The organism is Streptomyces sp. NPDC050416 (assembly GCF_044458845.1).
In the GTDB taxonomy this organism is placed as follows: domain Bacteria; phylum Actinomycetota; class Actinomycetes; order Streptomycetales; family Streptomycetaceae; genus Streptomyces.
This window is the reverse complement of sequence record NZ_JBITII010000004.1, coordinates 718,519-736,123: the sequence shown is the minus strand read 5'-3', so window position 1 is coordinate 736,123 and position 17,605 is coordinate 718,519. Positions and strand designations below refer to the sequence as shown.

Annotated in this window: 15 protein-coding genes and 1 pseudogene; 8 read left to right on the top strand and 8 right to left on the bottom strand. The window is 71.1% G+C overall.

Annotated elements, in window-relative coordinates:
- Positions 1 to 375: 375 nt before the first annotated feature.
- The gene (locus ACIBL4_RS16665; protein ID WP_399410556.1) at positions 376 to 1,026 is read right to left on the bottom strand and encodes a DNA-3-methyladenine glycosylase; all 651 of its coding nucleotides are present in this window, start codon (positions 1,024 to 1,026) and stop codon (positions 376 to 378) included.
- A 145-nt stretch (positions 1,027 to 1,171) separates the two neighbouring features.
- On the opposite strand from ACIBL4_RS16665, the gene ACIBL4_RS16660 reads away from it, so the two are divergent.
- From ACIBL4_RS16660 to ACIBL4_RS16650, 3 genes are all read left to right on the top strand, one after another.
- Positions 1,172 to 1,954, top strand: coding sequence for a sporulation protein (locus tag ACIBL4_RS16660; RefSeq protein ID WP_355844194.1), 783 nt, complete (start codon positions 1,172 to 1,174; stop codon positions 1,952 to 1,954).
- A gap of 52 nt (positions 1,955 to 2,006) precedes the next feature.
- Positions 2,007 to 2,546, top strand: coding sequence for a YbhB/YbcL family Raf kinase inhibitor-like protein (locus ACIBL4_RS16655; protein ID WP_399410553.1), 540 nt, complete (start codon positions 2,007 to 2,009; stop codon positions 2,544 to 2,546).
- Between the two features lie 209 nt (positions 2,547 to 2,755).
- Positions 2,756 to 3,262, top strand: coding sequence for an HNH endonuclease (locus ACIBL4_RS16650; protein WP_399410551.1), 507 nt, complete (start codon positions 2,756 to 2,758; stop codon positions 3,260 to 3,262).
- A 63-nt stretch (positions 3,263 to 3,325) separates the two neighbouring features.
- On the opposite strand, the gene ACIBL4_RS16645 is transcribed toward ACIBL4_RS16650, so the two are convergent.
- From ACIBL4_RS16645 to ACIBL4_RS16635, 3 genes are all read right to left on the bottom strand, one after another.
- Complete coding sequence (locus tag ACIBL4_RS16645; protein WP_306968239.1) at positions 3,326 to 4,285, bottom strand: SPFH domain-containing protein; 960 nt, start codon at positions 4,283 to 4,285, stop codon at positions 3,326 to 3,328.
- Positions 4,286 to 4,416: 131 nt separating this feature from the next.
- A complete protein-coding gene (locus tag ACIBL4_RS16640; RefSeq protein ID WP_399410549.1) occupies positions 4,417 to 4,848 on the bottom strand; it encodes an NfeD family protein in 432 nt (143 codons plus the stop codon).
- Positions 4,849 to 4,943: 95 nt separating this feature from the next.
- Positions 4,944 to 5,741: an ABC transporter ATP-binding protein gene (locus ACIBL4_RS16635; protein ID WP_020272309.1), complete on the bottom strand. Its 798-nt coding sequence runs from the start codon at positions 5,739 to 5,741 to the stop codon at positions 4,944 to 4,946.
- Positions 5,742 to 5,902: 161 nt separating this feature from the next.
- Between ACIBL4_RS16635 and ACIBL4_RS16630 the strand changes: the two genes are divergently transcribed.
- Entirely contained in the window at positions 5,903 to 6,688 is a 786-nt protein-coding gene (locus tag ACIBL4_RS16630; protein ID WP_399410546.1) for a hypothetical protein, read from the top strand.
- A 293-nt stretch (positions 6,689 to 6,981) separates the two neighbouring features.
- On the opposite strand, the gene ACIBL4_RS16625 is transcribed toward ACIBL4_RS16630, so the two are convergent.
- The 3 genes from ACIBL4_RS16625 to ACIBL4_RS16615 form a co-directional block, all read right to left on the bottom strand.
- A complete protein-coding gene (locus ACIBL4_RS16625) occupies positions 6,982 to 7,224 on the bottom strand; it encodes a chaplin (protein ID WP_086847493.1) in 243 nt (80 codons plus the stop codon).
- Between the two features lie 156 nt (positions 7,225 to 7,380).
- A complete protein-coding gene (locus ACIBL4_RS16620) occupies positions 7,381 to 8,022 on the bottom strand; it encodes a response regulator (protein ID WP_399410544.1) in 642 nt (213 codons plus the stop codon).
- The gene (locus tag ACIBL4_RS16615; protein WP_399410542.1) at positions 8,015 to 9,160 is read right to left on the bottom strand and encodes a GAF domain-containing sensor histidine kinase; all 1,146 of its coding nucleotides are present in this window, start codon (positions 9,158 to 9,160) and stop codon (positions 8,015 to 8,017) included. The genes ACIBL4_RS16620 and ACIBL4_RS16615 overlap by 8 nt, the downstream gene beginning before the upstream one ends.
- 223 nt (positions 9,161 to 9,383) lie before the next feature.
- Here ACIBL4_RS16615 and ACIBL4_RS16610 point away from each other — a divergent pair.
- From ACIBL4_RS16610 to ACIBL4_RS16600, 3 genes and pseudogenes are all read left to right on the top strand, one after another.
- Positions 9,384 to 10,081: pseudogene (locus ACIBL4_RS16610) on the top strand (SDR family NAD(P)-dependent oxidoreductase).
- On the top strand, positions 10,078 to 11,121 hold the full coding sequence (locus ACIBL4_RS16605) for an S-adenosylmethionine:tRNA ribosyltransferase-isomerase (RefSeq protein ID WP_399410540.1): 1,044 nt from the start codon (positions 10,078 to 10,080) through the stop codon (positions 11,119 to 11,121). Before ACIBL4_RS16610 ends, ACIBL4_RS16605 begins: the two are co-directional and overlap by 4 nt.
- Before the next feature lie 355 nt (positions 11,122 to 11,476).
- A complete protein-coding gene (locus ACIBL4_RS16600) occupies positions 11,477 to 12,205 on the top strand; it encodes a transglycosylase SLT domain-containing protein (protein ID WP_399410538.1) in 729 nt (242 codons plus the stop codon).
- Between the two features lie 93 nt (positions 12,206 to 12,298).
- Here the strand turns inward: ACIBL4_RS16600 and ACIBL4_RS16595 are convergent, their stop codons facing one another.
- Positions 12,299 to 14,860, bottom strand: coding sequence for an FHA domain-containing protein (locus ACIBL4_RS16595; protein ID WP_399410536.1), 2,562 nt, complete (start codon positions 14,858 to 14,860; stop codon positions 12,299 to 12,301).
- Positions 14,861 to 15,101: 241 nt separating this feature from the next.
- Here ACIBL4_RS16595 and ACIBL4_RS16590 point away from each other — a divergent pair, with 241 nt between their 5' ends.
- On the top strand, positions 15,102 to 17,561 hold the full coding sequence (locus ACIBL4_RS16590) for a streptophobe family protein (RefSeq protein WP_399410534.1): 2,460 nt from the start codon (positions 15,102 to 15,104) through the stop codon (positions 17,559 to 17,561).
- Positions 17,562 to 17,605: the final 44 nt, after the last annotated feature.

Here is a 17,605-nt window from a genome sequence, read left to right as displayed (position 1 = left end):
TTGGCACGCTGTTGAGTTCTCAAGGAACGGTCGCTTCCTTTGTACTCACCCTCTCGGGCTTTCCTCCGGGCGCTTCCCTTCGGTCTTGCGTTTCCGACTCTATCAGATCTTTTTCTCGATCCGATTCCCTGTCGGCGGGATTTGCCGGGCGGCCTTGGCTTTCGCTCGTCGGCCTTTCGACATTCACTACGCTAACCGATTCCCCGGCCAACTCATAATCGAGTCCGTCGGCGCCGAATTCAGGCATGCGAGCACGCCGAATTCGCCCCTGCCGAGGGGAGTCGTTAGGTAGTGGGTTGGCCGCTTCCGGCTGCTGGCGAATGCCGTACCCGGGTCAAGCGGCTCGGGCTACATTACGCATCCTGCGGGGACGCGTCAACTTCGGCGGTGCCTCGGGACATGGGCCCGATAGGGGCTCACCGTCGGATCGTTGGCGATCCAGAAGCGCCAGGGGTGGATGTCGCCGTTGCCCCCGTCGCCCGCGACTCCGGTCCGCGGGCCGTTGCGTACCTGGTCACGGGGTACGGGCGTGCCCGCGAAGACCTTCAGGGGTGTCGCACCGGAGGTGCAGGCGTCCGTGCCGTTCAAGGAGCGGTCCACGTCCAGCGCCGTGGCCAGGCGGGCCGGGCCTTTGGCCAGTTCCTTGTCGTTGCGGGCCGAGAGTCGACGGGTGCGGGCCAGCTCGGCGCCCTCGACGATCTCGCCGGCGCGGAGCAGGACCGCGCTCGCCTTGCCTTCGGGGCCGCACACCAGGTTCATGCAGAACCACATGCCGTACGTGAAGTAGACGTAGACGTGCCCGGGGGGACCGAACATCACGTCGTTGCGGGCCGTGCGGCCGCGATAGGCGTGAGAGCCGGGGTCGTCGGCACCGTCGTAGGCCTCTACCTCGGTGAGGCGGAGGGCGATCGGACCGTCCGGGCTGGTGCGTACCAGGATGCGGCCGAGGAGGTCGGGGGCGACATCGAGGACGGGCCGGTCGAAGAACTCCCTGGGCAGGGGCGTACGGTCGGGGGTCGCGATCATGCCGTCCGAGGGTACTGGAGACGGGTGGCGCGGCGGGGTGGCCTCAGGGCACCGGCCTTGCCAGGGTGAGGGCGTGGAACCGGCCACGGCCGGATCGCGTTTGTAGGGATCAGGGATTCACCCGTAGTGGGCGAGAGGGAGAGACATGGCGTTCAAGAAGCTGCTCGCGAGCCTGGGGGCCGGCGGGGCTTCGGTCGAGACGGTGCTGCATGAGGTCAACGTCGTCCCGGGCGGTGTCGTCCAGGGTGAGGTGCGGATCCAGGGCGGGTCCGTGAACCAGCAGATCGAGGGACTCTCGGTCGGGCTCCAGGCCAAGGTCGAGGTGGAGAGCGGCGACCAGGAGTACAAGCAGGACATCGAGTTCACGAAGTCCCGGCTGGGTGGGGCGTTCGAGCTTCAGGCGAACGCGGTGCACGCGGTGCAGTTCGGGCTGGAGATCCCGTGGGAGACGCCGATCACGACGATCGACGGGCAGGAGCTGCGCTCGATGCACATCGGGGTCTCCACGGAGCTGGAGATCGCGCGGGCGGTGGACTCCGGTGACCTGGACCCGATCAAGGTGCACCCGCTGCCGGCGCAGAAGGCGATCCTGGACGCCTTCATCCAGCTGGGCTTCCGGTTCAAGAACGCGGACATGGAGCGCGGGGTCATCCGGGGTACGCGGCAGAAGCTGCCGTTCTACCAGGAGATCGAGTTCTACCCGCCGCAGCAGTACCGGGGGCTGAACCAGGTCGAGCTGAGCTTCGTGGCCGACGCGCACGCGATGGACGTGGTGCTCGAGATGGACAAGAAGCCGGGGCTGTTCAGCGAGGGCAGCGACACCTTCCGGTCCTTCCAGGTGGGTCTGAACGACTACCAGGGGACCGACTGGGCGGCGTACCTCAACCAGTGGCTCTCCGAGGTGGGCAGCAAGCGCAACTGGTTCTAGCGCACCCCCTAGGCTCGGGATCAACTGCAAGAACCGATCAGGAGGTACCGAGGTGACCGAGCTCAAGCGGCGGCCGCTCCCCCACGACTTCCATCCGCCCGTGCCGTCGTTCACGGTGACGAGCGAGGACGTCCAGGAGGGTGCGACGCTCAAGGACGCTCAGGTCTACGCGGCCGGCAACACCTCGCCGCAGCTGCGGTGGGAGGGCTTCCCGCCCGAGACCAAGAGCTTCGCCGTGACCTGCTACGACCCCGATGCCCCGACGGGCAGCGGGTTCTGGCACTGGGTGCTGTTCGACATCCCGGCGTCGGTGACCGAGCTGCCGGCGGGCGCGGGCAGCGGCAAGTTGGAGGGTCTGCCCGAGGGTGCGGTCCACGCTCGTAACGACTACGGCGGCAAGGAGTTCGGCGGTGCCGCGCCGCCGCCCGGGGACGGGCCGCACCGGTACGTGTTCACGGTGTACGCCGTGGACCAGGAGAAGCTCGGTCCGGACGCGGACGCTTCGCCTGCCGCCGTGGGCTTCAACCTGCGGTTCCACACGATCGCGCGGGCTCAGCTGATCGGTGAGTACGAGGTGCCCGCCGAGGGCTGACGAGCCGCCCCCGCGATCCCGGCGTTCACGGAACGTTTGCCCGCTCCTGGTCTTGGAATTGATCAGGAGCGGGCATTTTTGTTGCCGGGGGTCGCGGGGGTCACCCCCGTAGGAGCAGCAGATATTGCGTTGTCCATCTCGGCGTGCCCGGCCAGAGTTGATCCCAGCCCGCCAGGGGGTGGGCCGGTGCACACGGGAGGTGGGCTGGTATGCGGGACACGCTGGTACTCAACGCGAGCTTCGAGCCGCTGTCGACGGTGACGCTGAACCGAGCCGTCGTTCTGGTGCTTCAGGACAAGGCCGTCGTCGAGCAGGCCCACCCCGAACTGCGGATGCGGGGGGCCGCGGTCGACATACCGGCGCCCCGTGTGATCAGGCTCTGCCAGTACGTTCGGGTGCCTTTCCGAAGACGAGCGCCGTGGTCGAGGCGGGGTGTACTGGTCCGGGACCGGCACCGGTGCGCGTACTGCGGGAGGCGGGCGACGACCGTCGACCATGTGGTGCCGCGGTCGCAGGGCGGTCAGGACACTTGGCTGAACACGGTGGCCTCGTGCGCGCAGGACAATCACCGCAAGGCGGACCGGACTCCGGAGGAGGCGGGGATGCCGCTGCTGCGACAGCCGTTCGAGCCGACTCCGGCGGACGCGATGCTGCTGGCGCTCGGGCAGGACGACTTCGACGCGCTGCCGGAGTGGCTGGCCCAGCCTGCTGCCTAGCGGTCCCCATACGACCGGGGGCCCGCTTCCTGGGAAGCGGGCCCCCGGTCGTATGGGTGCCGGTCAGTCGATGGACGGCTTCTCGCGGCGTTCCTGGGCGGGGACGACGCCGCCGGACGCGCCGCCGTTGCCGCCGGAACCGCCGCCCATGCCGCCGAAGTTGCCCATGGCGCCGGAGAGGCCCTTGAGGGCGTCGCCGATCTCGCTGGGGACGATCCAGAGCTTGTTGGCGTCGCCTTCGGCGATCTTGGGGAGCATCTGGAGGTACTGGTAGGAGAGCAGCTTCTGGTCCGGGTCGCCGGCGTGGATGGCCTCGAAGACCGTACGGACGGCCTGTGCCTCGCCCTCGGCGCGCAGTGCGGCTGCCTTGGCCTCACCTTCGGCGCGCAGGATCTGGGACTGCTTCTCACCCTCGGCGCGCAGGATCTCGGACTGCCGGACACCTTCGGCCTGGAGGATCGCGGCGCGCTTGTCGCGGTCGGCGCGCATCTGCTTCTCCATCGAGTCCTGGATGGAGGTGGGCGGTTCGATCGCCTTGAGTTCGACGCGGTTGACGCGGATGCCCCACTTGCCGGTGGCCTCGTCGAGGACGCCGCGCAGGGCCGCGTTGATCTCCTCGCGGGAGGTCAGGGTCCGCTCCAGGTCCATGCCGCCGATGATGTTGCGGAGCGTGGTGACGGTGAGCTGCTCGATCGCCTGGATGTAGCTGGCGACTTCGTAGGTCGCGGCGCGGGCGTCGGTGACCTGGTAGTAGATGACCGTGTCGATGTTGACCACCAGGTTGTCCTGGGTGATCACCGGCTGCGGCGGGAACGGGACGACCTGTTCGCGCAGGTCGATGCGGTTGCGGATGGTGTCGATGAACGGGACGACGATGTTGAGGCCGGCGTTCAGCGTCCGCGTGTAGCGGCCGAAGCGCTCGACGATGGCCGCGCTGGCCTGTGGGATGACTTGGATCGTCTTGATCAGGGCGATGAAGACCAACACCACCAGAATGATCAGGACGATGATGACCGGTTCCATCGTCGTTCCCCGTACCCTTCTCCGCCTCGGCGACTTCGGCAGATCTTATGGTTGTCGAAGATCTTGCTGGTCGAGTCTGTCAGACCGTCGCGTAGCTGGCGAGGAGTTCACTCCAGTTACGTCTTGCGAGGTCACATGACGATCGCAGTGGCTCCCTCGATGTCCACGACGTCCACTTCCTGGCCCACTTCGTAAGCGCGGCCGGTGTCGAGAGCGCGGGCCGACCAGACCTCTCCAGCCAGCTTGATCCGGCCACCGGAGGCGTCGACGCGTTCCAGGACGACGGCTTGTCTGCCCTTCAACGCGTCCACGCCGGTGGCGAGTTGGGGCCGCTGGGCGCGATGTCGGTTCGCGATGGGCCGTACGACGGCGATGCCCGCGGTCGAGATGACGGCGAAGACGACGACCTGGGCGACGGCTCCGCCGCCGAAGAGGCCGTTGACCACCGCGGCGCCGATGGCGCCCACCGCGAGCATGCCGAGTTCCGGCATCGCGGTGACCACGAGGGCGATGCCGAGCGCTGCCGCGCCGATCAGCCACCACAGCCATGCGTCGATGTCCACAGGGGCATGGTAGGTCGGACGGCCCTGTCGCCGACAGGGCACCCAGCGTGTGAAATGCCCTTCTTACTTTGGGATTTGTGCGGCGAGGGGTCGGGTCAGGACAGCGGGAGGCCCTGGGCGGTCCAGCGCTCGCCCGCCTGTTCGACGACGAGGGGGAGGCCGAAGCAGAGGGAGAGGTTGCGGGAGGTGAGTTCGAGCTCCATCGGGCCGGCGGCGAGGACCTTGCCCTGGCGGATCATGAGGACGTGCGTGAAGCCGGGGGGGATCTCCTCGACGTGGTGGGTGACCATGAGCATCGAGGGGGCGATCGGGTCGCGGGCCAGCCGGCCGAGGCGGCGGACGAGGTCCTCGCGGCCGCCGAGGTCGAGGCCGGCGGCGGGCTCGTCGAGGAGGAGCAGCTCGGGGTCGGTCATCAGGGCGCGGGCGATGAGGGTGCGCTTGCGCTCGCCCTCGGAGAGCGTGCCGAACTTGCGCTCCAGGTACTCGCTCATGCCGAGGCGGTCGAGGAAGGCGCGGGCGCGCTGTTCGTCGATCTCCTCGTAGTCCTCGTGCCAGGTGGCGGTCATGCCGTACGCGGCGGTCAGCACCGTCTCCAGGACCGTCTGGCGCTTGGGGAGCTTGTCGGCCATGGCGATGCCGGCCATGCCGATGCGGGGGCGCAGCTCGAAGACGTCGGTGCCGGGCCTGCCGAGGGTCTCGCCGAGGATGGCGGCGGTGCCCGAGCTGGGGAAGAGGTAGGTGGAAGCGAGGTTGAGGAGGGTGGTCTTGCCGGCGCCGTTCGGGCCCAGGATGACCCAGCGCTCGCCCTCCTTGACCGACCAGGAGACCTGGTCCACCAGAGCCCGGCCCTCGCGGACCACGGATACGTCCTGAAGCTCCAGAACATCGCTCATGAGCGCGTTGTCTCCCCTTGCAGTGTGGCCGGTCTCGGCTGTCGCGTAAGCCTGTGGCTCGGTCCGCCGCGCCGGTGGGCGCAGCCCTCCATGAAATCTACGCCACCGGTCGGCCCGGACATTCCCTCGGTCCGGTCCTTGGAGGGTCCTAGGGTGGGGACATGCTCACGGAACCGCGCGCTGGACGTCTCGCTGCATGGGGAAATGCCCTTTTGGCCGGACTTGTCTCACCGGATGACGCCGTGCTCGCCATCGTCGGTGAGGACGCGGTGCATCGGGTGGAGGGGCTGCCGGGAGAGGCGGGCCAGGTCGGGCTGACGCTCGCGCTGGGGCGGCTGCGGACGCTCGGGGTGACCGGGCTGCGGGTGGCGCTGCCCGCGCCGGGGCATCCGCTGGGGCTGAGCGGGCCGCCGGAGTTCAACGCGCGGGCGCTGGAGGCCGAGGAGGCTGTGGTCTGTTACGGGGCCGCCCTCGGGTTGGTGCCGGACGTGTACGAGGCCGGGCCTGAGGGTGTGCGGGACGAGGTGGTGTGGCATGTGCTGCCCGTGCGGGAGGCGCCGCCGGCGGATGTGCCGTCGCTGGGTGAGGCGGAGCGGGAGCTCGCCGAGGCCCTCCGGGATGCGACCGAGGTGCTGACGCGGCTGGATGTGGCCGGGGCGGGGCCGATGGCGGAGGCGGCGGCCGACGCGTATCGGGCGCGGGCCGAGCGGGGGCGGGAGGTGCTGGCGCCCGGGTATCCGGCGCGGGCCGTGCGGGTGCTGGAGTTGGCGCAGCGGGTGGGGATGCTCATCGCTGTGGCGACCGAGAGTGGGCCCGGGGGTGCGGTGAGTGCGGGTGAGATGGCGGCGCGGGGGGAGGCGTTGCGGCCGGTGGAGCGGACGGCTCGGCGGGCGCAGGTCGCGGCGTACAACTCCGTTGTGGAGGAGCGGGAGCGGGGGGTGCGGTGACCGGGGGTTGTTCTGGTGCTCGGCGTTGGTGCTGAGCGGAGTGCGGTGCGGTGACTGTCGGTTGTGAAGGTTCTCGACGTCTGTGCTGGGGTCGGGTGGGTGCGCAACCCGGCGCTGCGGGGTGCCGCTGCGCACCCGTGCCGCCCCAAGCGGCACGACTGCCGGCAGCTAGGCGAGACGGGTGCCCACAGCTAGGCGGCACGACTGCCCGCAGGCTGGGCACATGCCTGACCGGCCCCCCAGGAGACCCGGGAGGCCGGTGGTACCTCCGGCTCGGAGACGGAGGTGGAGTGTCAGTGGTTGACGGCGAGGTTGCCGAAGGCCGGGTTCAGGACGCCCACGACGTTCACGCTGTTGCCGGAGACGTTGACCGGGACGTGCACCGGGGCCTGGACGACGTTGCCCGAGCCGACGCCCGGGGAGCCCACGGCCTGGCCGTCGGCGTGCGCACTGGTGGCGGAGGCGATGCCCGCGCCGGCGGCCAGCAGGCCACCCGTCACCATCGTCACGGCAGCGGCCTTCTTCAGGTTCTTCACTTCTGAGCCCTCCTTGCGATTGCCGCGGCAGGCGCCGCAGCACGCACTGGAGAACGGCGGAGATCCACGGAGGTTGCGCCATATGGGGGACGTTCCCACGACAGTATGAATCTCGGCTCGGAATGGAACCCTCCGTGTTGCCGTGGGAGGAGCGTGTCAGCCGGTCACTCCATGGCGAACGGCCCACAGGGCGGCCTGCGTTCGGTCGGACAGGTCGAGTTTCATCAGGATGTTCGAGACGTGGGTCTTGACGGTCTTCTCGGAGAGGACGAGGGCGCGGGCGATCTCCCGGTTGGAGCGGCCGTCCGCTATCAGGCCGAGCACCTCGCGCTCCCGGTCGGTGAGCGAACCTGCCCTGCCCGGGCCGGAGTTGGCCTCCTCCTGGGACAGCAGGGCGTCGGCGACCTCCGGCTGGAGGAGGATGTGCCCGGCGTGGACGGAACGGATGGCGCCGGCGAGGGCGTCGGGGTCGACGTCCTTGTAGACGTAGCCGGCGGCGCCCGCGCGCAGGGCCGGGACCACCGTGCGCTGCTCGGTGAAGCTGGTGACGATGAGCACGCGCGCGGGGTTGTCCCGTTCGCGGAGTCTGCGCAGGGCGTCGACGCCGTCCATGCCCGGCATCTTGACGTCCATGAGGATGACGTCGGGCCGCAGCTCCTCCGCGCGGTCGACTCCCCCGGCTCCGTCCGCCGCCTCGCCGACGACCTCTATGTCGTCCTGTACCTCCAGGAACGTGCGCAGGCCCCGGCGGACGACCTGGTGGTCGTCGACGATCAGCACCTTGATTGCGTCAGCCACCGGGGACCTCCATCTCGATCGTGGTGCCCTTGCCGGGCGCCGATTCCACGGTCAGCGTGCCGCCCGCCCCGCTCGCCCGGTCCCGCATCGAGACCAGGCCCAGATGGCGCCCCGCGCGGCGGACCGCCCTCGGGTCAAATCCGCTGCCGTCGTCCGTGACGCGCAGGACGGCTCCGCTGCCGCGGCGGTCCAGGGTCACGTCGACGTGGTCGGCGCCGGAGTGGCGCAGGGCGTTGTGCAGGGCCTCCTGGGCGACCCGTAGGACGGCCTCCTCCTGGGAGGCGGGCAGGGCCTTCACACCGCGGCCGGCGAAGGTGACGCGGGCGGAGTGGGCACGGTCGAGGACCTGGACCTGTGTCCGGAGGGTGGCCACGAGGCCGTCCTCGTCGAGGGCGGCGGGGCGCAACTCGACGACGGCGGCGCGCAGTTCGTCGGCCGCCTCCGCGGCGAGGGCCGCGACCTGCTGGAGTTCGCCCTTGGCGCGGGAGGGGTCCCGGTCCACCAGGCGGGCCGCGGCCTGGGCGGTCAGGCGCAGGGAGAACAGCTTCTGGCTGACCGCGTCGTGCAGTTCGTGGGCGAGGCGGGAGCGTTCCTCGGCGATGGTGAGTTCGCGGCTGCGTTCGTACAGGCGGGCGTTGGTGAGGGCGATCGCCGCGTGCTGGGCGAGGATGCCGAGCAGTTCCTCGTCGTCCTCGGTGAAGCCGCAACCGCCCTCCGGTTTCGGACAGTTCTTGTTGGCGAGGAACAAGGCGCCGATGACCTCGTCGCCGTCACGGATGGGCAGGCCCAGGAAGTCCACCAGGTCGGGGTGGGCGCTCGGCCAGCCCTCGAAGCGGGGGTCCTTGCGGACGTCGGCGAGGCGCTCGGCCCTGGCCTCGTGGAGCATCGCGGCGAGGATGCCGTGCTGGCGCGGGAGCGGGCCGATGGCCTTCCACTGCTCGTCGCTGACGCCGTCGACCACGAACTGGGCGAAGCCGCCGTGGTCGTCCGGGACGCCGAGCGCGGCGTACTGCGCGTCGAGCAGCTCGCGGGCCGAGGCGACGATCGTCTTGAGGACGTCGCGCACCTCGAGGTGCCTGCTCATGGCCAGCAACGCGGAGCTCACCGCGGCGAGGCCGGACCGGGGACCGTGACTCATGACCTCACGGTACCGGCGGGCTGTGACAGCGCGGATCGGACCGGTGGCCGTGGACGCCCGGGCCTGTGGGCCTAGGTCGCGGGGCCGACGCACCCTCGGCCCTGGGGCGCCGGGCCGGTGGCGTAGGGCGAAGGGACCGGGTGCGCTGCGGCCCGCGTCCGAGGCGGTCCGGGTGTCCCTGTTCCTACGTTGAGGGCACACGGTCACGGCGAGGGAGCGGATCATGCCGGTTGCGATCATCACGGGAGCGTCGAAGGGCCTGGGCCGGGCGCTCGCGGAGGCTCTGGCCGGGCGGGGCTGGGATCTGGTGCTCGATGCCAGGGGCGCCGAGGCACTGGAGGTCGCGGCAGCGGCCGTCTCCGCGCACGGCACGCACGTGACCGCCCTGCCGGGGGACGTCACGGACGCCGCGCACCGGGCGGCGCTGGTGTCGGCGGCGTCGCGGCTCGGCGGCGTCGACCTGCTGGTGCACAACGCGAGCGCGCTGGGTGCCGAGCCGCTGGTTCGGCTGGAGGAGCTGCCCCTGGAGGGGCTGCGGCGGGCGCTGGAGGTGAACCTGGTCGCGGGTCTCGGCCTGGTCCAAGAGGCGCTGCCGCTGCTGCGGGCCTCGCGGGCCGGCACGGTCATGGCCATCAGTTCGGACGCGGCCGCCGAGGCGTACGAGACCTGGGGCGGCTACGGGGCGTCCAAAGCGGCCCTGGACCAGCTGATGGCGGTGCTCGCCGTGGAGGAGCCGGGGCTGCGGGTCTGGGCGGTGGACCCCGGGGACATGGCCACGGACCTGTATACGGCGGCCGTACCGGACGATCACGACCGGCGGCCTGAGCCGGCGGCTGTGGTGCCGGGGTTCCTGCGGCTGCTGGACGAGCGGCCGGCGAGCGGGCGGTAGGGGCCCCGGCTCTGGTGGACGGGGTCCGATGACGGCGGCCGTGCGAGTACCGGAGGAGCTGTCGGCCCGGGTGCCGGTCGAGCAGCGGGGGCCCGGGCTGGACCGGGATGCCGTGCGGATGCTGGTGTCCCGGGGTGTGGAGGTGGCGCATCACACGTTCAGGGAGCTGCCGCGGCTGGTGCGGGCCGGGGATCTGCTCGTGGTCAACACCTCGGCCACGCTGGCGGCGGCCGTGGACGGGTGGATCGGGCACGCGCGCGTGGTGGTGCATTTCTCCACGCGTGGGGACGACGGCCGCTGGGCGGTGGAGCTGCGGGAGCCCGACGGGCGGGGCACCACGCGCGCGCGTGCGGGTGGGCCGGCGGGGACGGAGGTGTGCCTGCCGGGAGGTGGGCGGCTGGTTCTGGAGGAGCCGCTGAGCGGGCGGAGCGGGCGACTGTGGTGGGCGCGGGTCGCCGGGGCGGGGGTGCCGGGGCTGCTGCGGGAGCACGGGCGGCCCATTCGGTACGCGTACACGGAGCGCGACCAGCCGTTGTCCGTCTACCAGACGGTGTTCGCGCTGCCGTCCGCGGACGGGGCGGGCAGTGCGGAGATGCCGAGTGCGGCGCGGCCCTTCACGGCTCGGCTGGTGGCGGAGCTGGTGAGCCGGGGCGTGCAGTTCGCGCCGGTCACGCTGCACACCGGGGTGGCGTCGGCGGAGGCGCACGAGCCGCCGTATCCGGAGCGCTTCGCGGTGCCCGAGGCGTCGGCGCGGCAGATCAACGCCGCGAAGGCCGGCGGGGGCCGGGTCGTGGCGGTCGGCACGACGGCGGTGCGGGCCGTGGAGTCGGCGGTGGGCGCCGACGGGGGCGTACACGCGCGTGCGGGGTGGACGGATCTCGTCGTCACGCCGGAGCGCGGGGTGCGTGTGGTGGACGGGCTGCTGACCGGGCTGCACGAACCGGAGGCCTCGCATCTGCTGATGCTGGAGGCGGTCGCCGGGCGGGAGGCGGTCCGACGCGGGTACGAGGCGGCGGTGCGGGGCCGCTACCTGTGGCACGAGTTCGGGGACGTGCACTTCGTCCTGCCGTAGCAGGGGTGTGGCAGAGCCCTCACGCTGAGCATCGCTTGTGCAACCAGCAGTGAGACCGCGCCCCGCCCGGTGTGAGCCCGCGCATAGGACCCACGTCACGTACGAAAGGGCGTAGGAGACAAAGCCCCACCTTTTGAGCGGCACATACGGTCCAATCTGCCCCGATTTGCCCCTCCCTGATCCACTATCGGGCTTCGTACGTCACACCTTTGCCACGCAATTTTGCGGCCGCTAAGAATTGCTCTCGTCGCTCAGCGCCGTGGGTTCACCTCCGCGGCGTTCGTGTCGGAAACACACCGAGTCCAACGCCGGACGCCGAGCGACTCCCGCGCTATTCGAAGAGGTCCACACCACCATGCCCAAGAACATCTTCAGCCGTGGCCGCAGTCGCACCCTGACCCGTCACCACAAGATCGCCATGGCGGGTGTCGCCACCCTCGGCGCCGCCGCCATCGGCCTCTCCGCGGTGCCGAGCGGCGCGTCGACCAAGACCACGACCGAGGCCGCTCAGCCGGCTGCGGTGGCGTTCAGCACCGAGCAGATCAAGGACGTCAAGGCGAGCGTCACCGACCAGATGGCCGGTGCCAGCCTGAAGGCGGAGCAGATCGCGGCGAAGAAGAAGGCCGACGCCGCGGCCGCCGCCAAGAAGAAGGCCGCCGCCGAGGCCGCGAAGAAGAAGGCCGAGGCCGCGCGCAAGGCCAAGGAGGCCGCGAGCCGGGCCGCCGAGCGCGCCCAGGTCAAGAAGGCCGCCGCCAAGAGCTACCCGAACAACCTCGACGGCTGGATCCGCGAGTCGCTCGACGTCATGAAGAAGCACGGGATTCCCGGCTCCTACGACGGCATCAAGCGCAACATCATCCGGGAGTCCTCGGGTAACCCGAAGGCGATCAACAACTGGGACATCAACGCCATCAACGGCATCCCGTCGAAGGGCCTGCTCCAGGTCATCCCGCCGACCTTCAAGGCGTACCACGTCCCCGGCACCTCCTGGGACATCTACAACCCGGTCGCCAACATCACCGCCGCCTGCAACTACGCGGCTGACAAGTACGGCTCGATGGACAACGTCAACAGCGCGTACTGAGGCTGGCGCGGACCTCTCTGCTTCGCTGAACGAACGCCGAAGGGCGGCACCCTCCTGACGGGGTGCCGCCCTTCGGCCGCGGTGGAGCGGTGACTACTTGCGCATGACCTCCGGCTCGTGGCGGCGCAGGAAGCGGGCCACGAAGAAGCCGCAGATCACGCCGAGGACGAGGAGCGCGCCCATGTCCATGGCCCAGGCCCCGACCGTGTGCTCCCACAGCGGGTCGGTGTCGCCGGCCGTCTCGGGCGGGCTGATCTTGTTGAAGTCCAGCGTGGCCCCGGAGGCGGCGACCGCCCAGCGCGACGGCATCAGGAACGAGAACTGGTTGACGCCGATCGAGCCGTGCAGCGTGAACAGGCAGCCCGTGAAGACGACCTGGATGATGGCGAACATCACCAGCAGCGGCATGGTCTTCTCGGCGGTCTTGACCAGCGAGGAGATGATCAGGCCGAACATCATCGAGGTGAAGCCCAGCGCCATGATCGGGATGGAGAGCTCGACGAGGGTCGCGCTGCCGAGGACGAGGCCCTCCTCGGGGATCTCCCGGCTGGAGAAGCCGATGACGCCGACCAGCAGGCCTTGCAGGACGGTGATCATGCCGAGCACGAACACCTTCGACATCAGGTACGCCGAGCGCGACAGGCCGGTCGCGCGCTCCCGTTCGTAGATGACCCGTTCCTTGATCAGCTCGCGAACCGAGTTCGCCGCGCCCGCGAAGCAGGCGCCGACCGCGAGGATCAGCAGGACCGTGGTGGCCGTGCCGTTCGGGATGATCCGGCCGGTCTGCGGGTTGGCCGGGTTGGGCAGCAGGCCCTTGTCCGCGTCGATGAGCAGGCTCACCGCGCCGAGCACGGCCGGCAGGATCACCATGAGGGCCAGGAAGCCCTTGTCGGACGCGATCACCGAGACGTAACGCCGGACGAGCGTGACGAACTGGGACATCCAGCCCTGCGGCTTCGGCGGCTTCATCGCCTGCATCGGCGCAACCTGTACGGACTGCGGCGGGGTGGCGTCGATGTCCGCGGCGTACATCTGGTAGTGCTGCGAGCCCTTCCAGCGGCCCGCCCAGTCGTAGTCGCGGTAGTTCTCGAAGGCGGAGAAGACATCGGCCCAGGTGTCGTAGCCGAAGAAGTTCAGCGCCTCCTCGGGCGGGCCGAAGTAGGCGACCGAGCCGCCCGGCGCCATCACCAGCAGCTTGTCGCAGATCGCCAGCTCCGCCACCGAGTGGGTGACGACGAGGACCGTACGGCCGTCGTCGGCGAGGCCGCGCAGCAGCTGCATGACATCGCGGTCCATGCCCGGGTCGAGGCCGGAAGTCGGCTCGTCCAGGAAGATCAGCGACGGCTTGGTCAGCAGCTCCAAGGCCACGGAGACGCGCTTGCGCTGGCCGCCGGACAGGGACGTGACCTTCTTGTCCTTGTGGATGTCCAGCTTCAGCTCGCGCAGCACCTCGTCGATACGGGCGTCGCGCTCGGCGGCCGTGGTGTCGGCCGGGAAGCGGAGCTTGGCCGCGTACTTGAGGGCCTTCTTGACGGTCAGCTCCTTGTGCAGGATGTCGTCCTGCGGGACCAGACCGATGCGCTGGCGCAGCTCGGCGAACTGCTTGTAGAGGTTCCGGTTGTCGTAGAGAACCTCGCCCTGGTCGGCCGGACGGTAGCCGGTGAGCGCCTTGAGCAGGGTGGACTTGCCGGATCCGGACGGGCCGATGACCGCGATCAGCGACTTCTCCGGGACGCCGAAGGAGACGTCCTTGAGGATCTGCTTGCCGCCGTCGACGGTGACGGTCAGGTGGCGCGCGGAGAAGGACACCTCACCGGTGTCGACGAACTCCTCGAGCCGGTCGCCGACGATCCGGAACGTCGAGTGGCCGACGCCGACGACGTCGGCCGGGCCGAGCAGCTGCGTGCCGCCCTTGGGGATCGGCTGGCCGTTGACGTACGTGCCGTTGTGCGAGCCCAGGTCGCGGATCTCCATGCGCCCGTCGGGCGTCGAGTGGAACTCGGCGTGGTTCCGGGAGACCTGGAGGTCGGAGACGACCAGCTCGTTCTCCAGGGCACGGCCGATGCGCATCACGCGGCCGAGGGAGAACTGGTGGAACGTGGTCGGGCTGCGGTCGCCGTAGACCGGCGGCGCCCCCGCGACGCCGCCGGGGCCCTGCTGCTGCGGGATGTGCGCCGCGTGCTGCTGCGGCTGCTGCTGCCAGCCGGCCTGGGCCTGCTGCTGCGGGGCCTGGGGCTGCTGGTGGGGCGCCTGCTGGTGCGGCGCTTGCTGGGCGGGGGCCTGCTGGGCCCAGCCGGGGTTCGCGCCCTGTGCGGCGTACGGCTGCTGCTGCGGCTGGGCCTGCGGCGTGGCGACGGAGGCGGCGGCTCCGGAGAAGTCCAGGCGCGGGCCGTCGGTCGCGTTGCCCAGGTTGACCGCCGAGCCCGGGCCGAGTTCCAGCTGATGGATCCGCTGCCCCTGCACGAACGTGCCGTTGGTGCTGCCATGGTCCTCGATGACCCAACTGCGGCCGTTGAAGCTGACCGTGGCGTGACGCCAGGAGACCCTGGCGTCGTCGAAGACGACGTCCCCCTGCGGATCACGTCCGAGGGTGTATGCCCTGGACGGATCGAGCGTCCAGGTACGTCCGTTTGATTCCAGTACGAGTTCCGGCACTCCATGCCCCACTGAGTTGTCCCCCGAGTTACCCCCGACATGGGGAGTCTAGGGATGTCGAACATCGGGAGGAACTATTTCAGTAGCGGCCGCCTGACCGAAAGTCGGGCCTTGTGAAGACCGCGTTCGGACGCATCAGCCGTTTCCGTTGACGGGGTTGAAAACGGGCCGGAGAGTGGTATTTCGACGCGAGGGGGATATGCGCGGTGTTCCCGCCGCAGAGCGGATCGGGGGGTCTGCCATGGGTGCCGGTACGGGTGTCGGGACGGCGAGGTACGGCACGCGGGTGCCGTGGGGAGACGTGCTGATGTCCGCCGTCGCCGCCGTGAGCTGGGCGTTGATGGGGATGACGGGTACGGCGGCCCTGGGTCTGCGGCTGCTGGAGGCGGACGCGGCGGGCTCGTTGGGGCCGATGACCGCGGCGTTGGTCGCCCTCGGGGCGGGTGGTTCGGTCACGCCGTCCGGTGATGTGTCCGCGTTCGGCCTCACGGGTGCGCAGGCGGACACGGCCATCGAGATCACGCCACTGGGGGTGAGCCTGGTCGGGGCGGTGCTGCTGTCGTACTTCTTCCTACGGTCCTTGCGGGCGGCGGGAGTTGTGATATCGCCCGCCGAACTCCTCGCGCGTGCGGGCGCGGTGGTCGCGCTGTTCGTGGCGATGCTGGGCGGGCTGGCGTGGGCGGGGCACGACGTCATCACGATCGACGGCGGCGCGCTGGGCCTGGACGACCTGACGGGCGGGGGCGGTGGAGGTGGAGACGGCCTGGGGATTCCGGGGCTCGGGGACATCGGGGACATCGGCGGGCTGCTGCCCGACCGGATCGGCGACCTGGTCGACGCGCGGGCGGCGGTCGGGTTCACGGTCGACACCGCGCCCACGCTGCTCGGCGGCGCCGGCTGGTCGGCCGGGATCCTCCTCATCGCCCTGCTGGCCTCGCGCCGTACGCCGCTGCCGCGGGGCTGGGAGGCCGTGCACCGGGTCGTGCGGCCCGCCGTCTCCGCTGTGGTGACCGTGCTGCTGGTCGCGGTGGCCGCGGGGCTCGCGGCGGCGGCGTACGCGGCGACGGGTGACGACCATCCCCGGCGCATCGCCGGCGCGGCGCTGCTCGGGGCGCCGAACGGGGTGTGGCTGGGCGTCCCGGTCGGCCTGCTCGTGCCGTGGGACGGCCGGGCCACGGGTGAACTGACCCGCCTCCTGCCGGACCCCCTGCACGACCTGCTCGCCGTCCACTCCGACCAGCCGGTGACGCTGGGGCGGCTGGCCGAGCTGGACGGGCGGGTGTGGCTGCTGGTGGTGGCTGCGGCGCTGATGATGCTGCTTGCGGGGGTGTTGACGGCGGTGCGGACGCCGGTACCTGGCCCTGGGGACGTACGGCGTCCGGGTGCGCTCGGTTTCGCGGAGCGGTGTGCGCTGCGGCTGGGGGTCGCTACCGCGCTGGCCCTGCCGCTGCTCGCCTGGCTGACGGACGTGTCCGTGACCGCCTCCCTGTCCGTCCTCGGCTTCGACGCGTTCGGCGCGGGCATCGAACTGCACGGCCACCTCGGCATGGCCCTGCTGCTGGGCGCGGTGTGGGGTGCGGGGGCCGGGGCGGTGGGGGCGTTGCTGGCGTGGGCGAGCGGGGGCGCGGGGCGGCGGGCTTCGGTTTTGGCTCGGAGGGTGGGGGTGACCGGGGCTGGGCTGGCTGGGGCTGGAGTGGCGGGGGTGGTCGGTGCGGCCGGGGTTGGTGTGGCCGGGGCGGCCAGGGCCGGTGGGTCCGGGGTCGGCGCGTCTGGGGTCGGTGGAGCAGGGAGCCGGTCAGAGGTTGGGTGGGCTGGGCACGGGGAGGGAGCAGGGCTGGGGGCCGACAGGGGGCAGGCCGGATACGACGCCAGCGCCAGGCACACGGCAGGGCCGGAAGCCGACAGAGGGCAAGCCGGATACGACGCCGGCGCTTGGCACTCGGCCGGGCCGGGAGCCGACACGGGGCAAGCCGGACACGGCACCAGTACCGGACACGCGGCAGGGCCGGGGGCCGGCACGGGGCAAGCCGGACACGACGCCAGCGCCAGGCACACGGCAGGGCCGGAAGCCGACACGACGGGACAGGGCGGGCACGAGGCAGGGCCGGGAACCCGCACGGGAGAGGTCGGACACGACGCCAGTGCCGGGCGGCCCTGGCGCTGGGGCGCGGCTGGTGCCGAGCGGGCGTCGTCGTACGGGGAGGAGGCCGGCCCATACGCGCCGGGAGTGCCGTACCGGCCGCCGAACCCGGCCACCAACCCCTACCTCCGGGTGCCGGACGAACTGCGAGAGCCGGAGGACGCGCGGCCGGACGTCGAGGAGCGGTCCTCCGGTGGGCCGCTGGAGCGCGGGCGGCAGACCGGTGTGGGTCGGGAGCGAGACGAGAGCCGCCGGCCACCGGGCGAGGCCCGCGGGCCCGGCCGAGTCCCGCGGCCGAACCAAGCCCCATCACCCGCCCAACCACCACCCCCCGGCGAACCCACGGCGCCTCATGAACCGCCCTCGGGCGGTGACCCCGCTGCTCACCGGGACGGGGACGTGTACGGTGCGCCCACCGTGGCGCGGCCGGTCGGGCCGCCGCCGCGTGGGCCGAAGGGCGGGAAACGGCCGCCGGCCCGGCCGGACGACCGGCCGCCGCCGCCGCCTCCTCCCCCACCACCGCCGCCGCCGCCGCCGCGGAAACCTCGTGGGGGGAAGTAGGCCCCCGGGGAGACAGGGGACGCAAGGTTCGCGCCACCCACGCG

What these genes read in the sequence shown, in the direction of transcription:
- ACIBL4_RS16650 (WP_399410551.1), top strand. Translation starts at nt 2,756, where the DNA reads ATGCGGGACACGCTGGTACTCAACGCGAGCTTCGAGCCGCTGTCGACG.
- ACIBL4_RS16635 (WP_020272309.1), bottom strand. Translation starts at nt 5,741, where the DNA reads ATGAGCGATGTTCTGGAGCTTCAGGACGTATCCGTGGTCCGCGAGGGC.
- ACIBL4_RS16630 (WP_399410546.1), top strand. Translation starts at nt 5,903, where the DNA reads ATGCTCACGGAACCGCGCGCTGGACGTCTCGCTGCATGGGGAAATGCC.
- ACIBL4_RS16660 (WP_355844194.1), top strand. Translation starts at nt 1,172, where the DNA reads ATGGCGTTCAAGAAGCTGCTCGCGAGCCTGGGGGCCGGCGGGGCTTCG.
- ACIBL4_RS16605 (WP_399410540.1), top strand. Translation starts at nt 10,078, where the DNA reads ATGACGGCGGCCGTGCGAGTACCGGAGGAGCTGTCGGCCCGGGTGCCG.
- ACIBL4_RS16665 (WP_399410556.1), bottom strand. Translation starts at nt 1,026, where the DNA reads ATGATCGCGACCCCCGACCGTACGCCCCTGCCCAGGGAGTTCTTCGAC.
- ACIBL4_RS16590 (WP_399410534.1), top strand. Translation starts at nt 15,102, where the DNA reads ATGGGTGCCGGTACGGGTGTCGGGACGGCGAGGTACGGCACGCGGGTG.
- ACIBL4_RS16600 (WP_399410538.1), top strand. Translation starts at nt 11,477, where the DNA reads ATGCCCAAGAACATCTTCAGCCGTGGCCGCAGTCGCACCCTGACCCGT.
- ACIBL4_RS16645 (WP_306968239.1), bottom strand. Translation starts at nt 4,285, where the DNA reads ATGGAACCGGTCATCATCGTCCTGATCATTCTGGTGGTGTTGGTCTTC.
- ACIBL4_RS16615 (WP_399410542.1), bottom strand. Translation starts at nt 9,160, where the DNA reads ATGAGTCACGGTCCCCGGTCCGGCCTCGCCGCGGTGAGCTCCGCGTTG.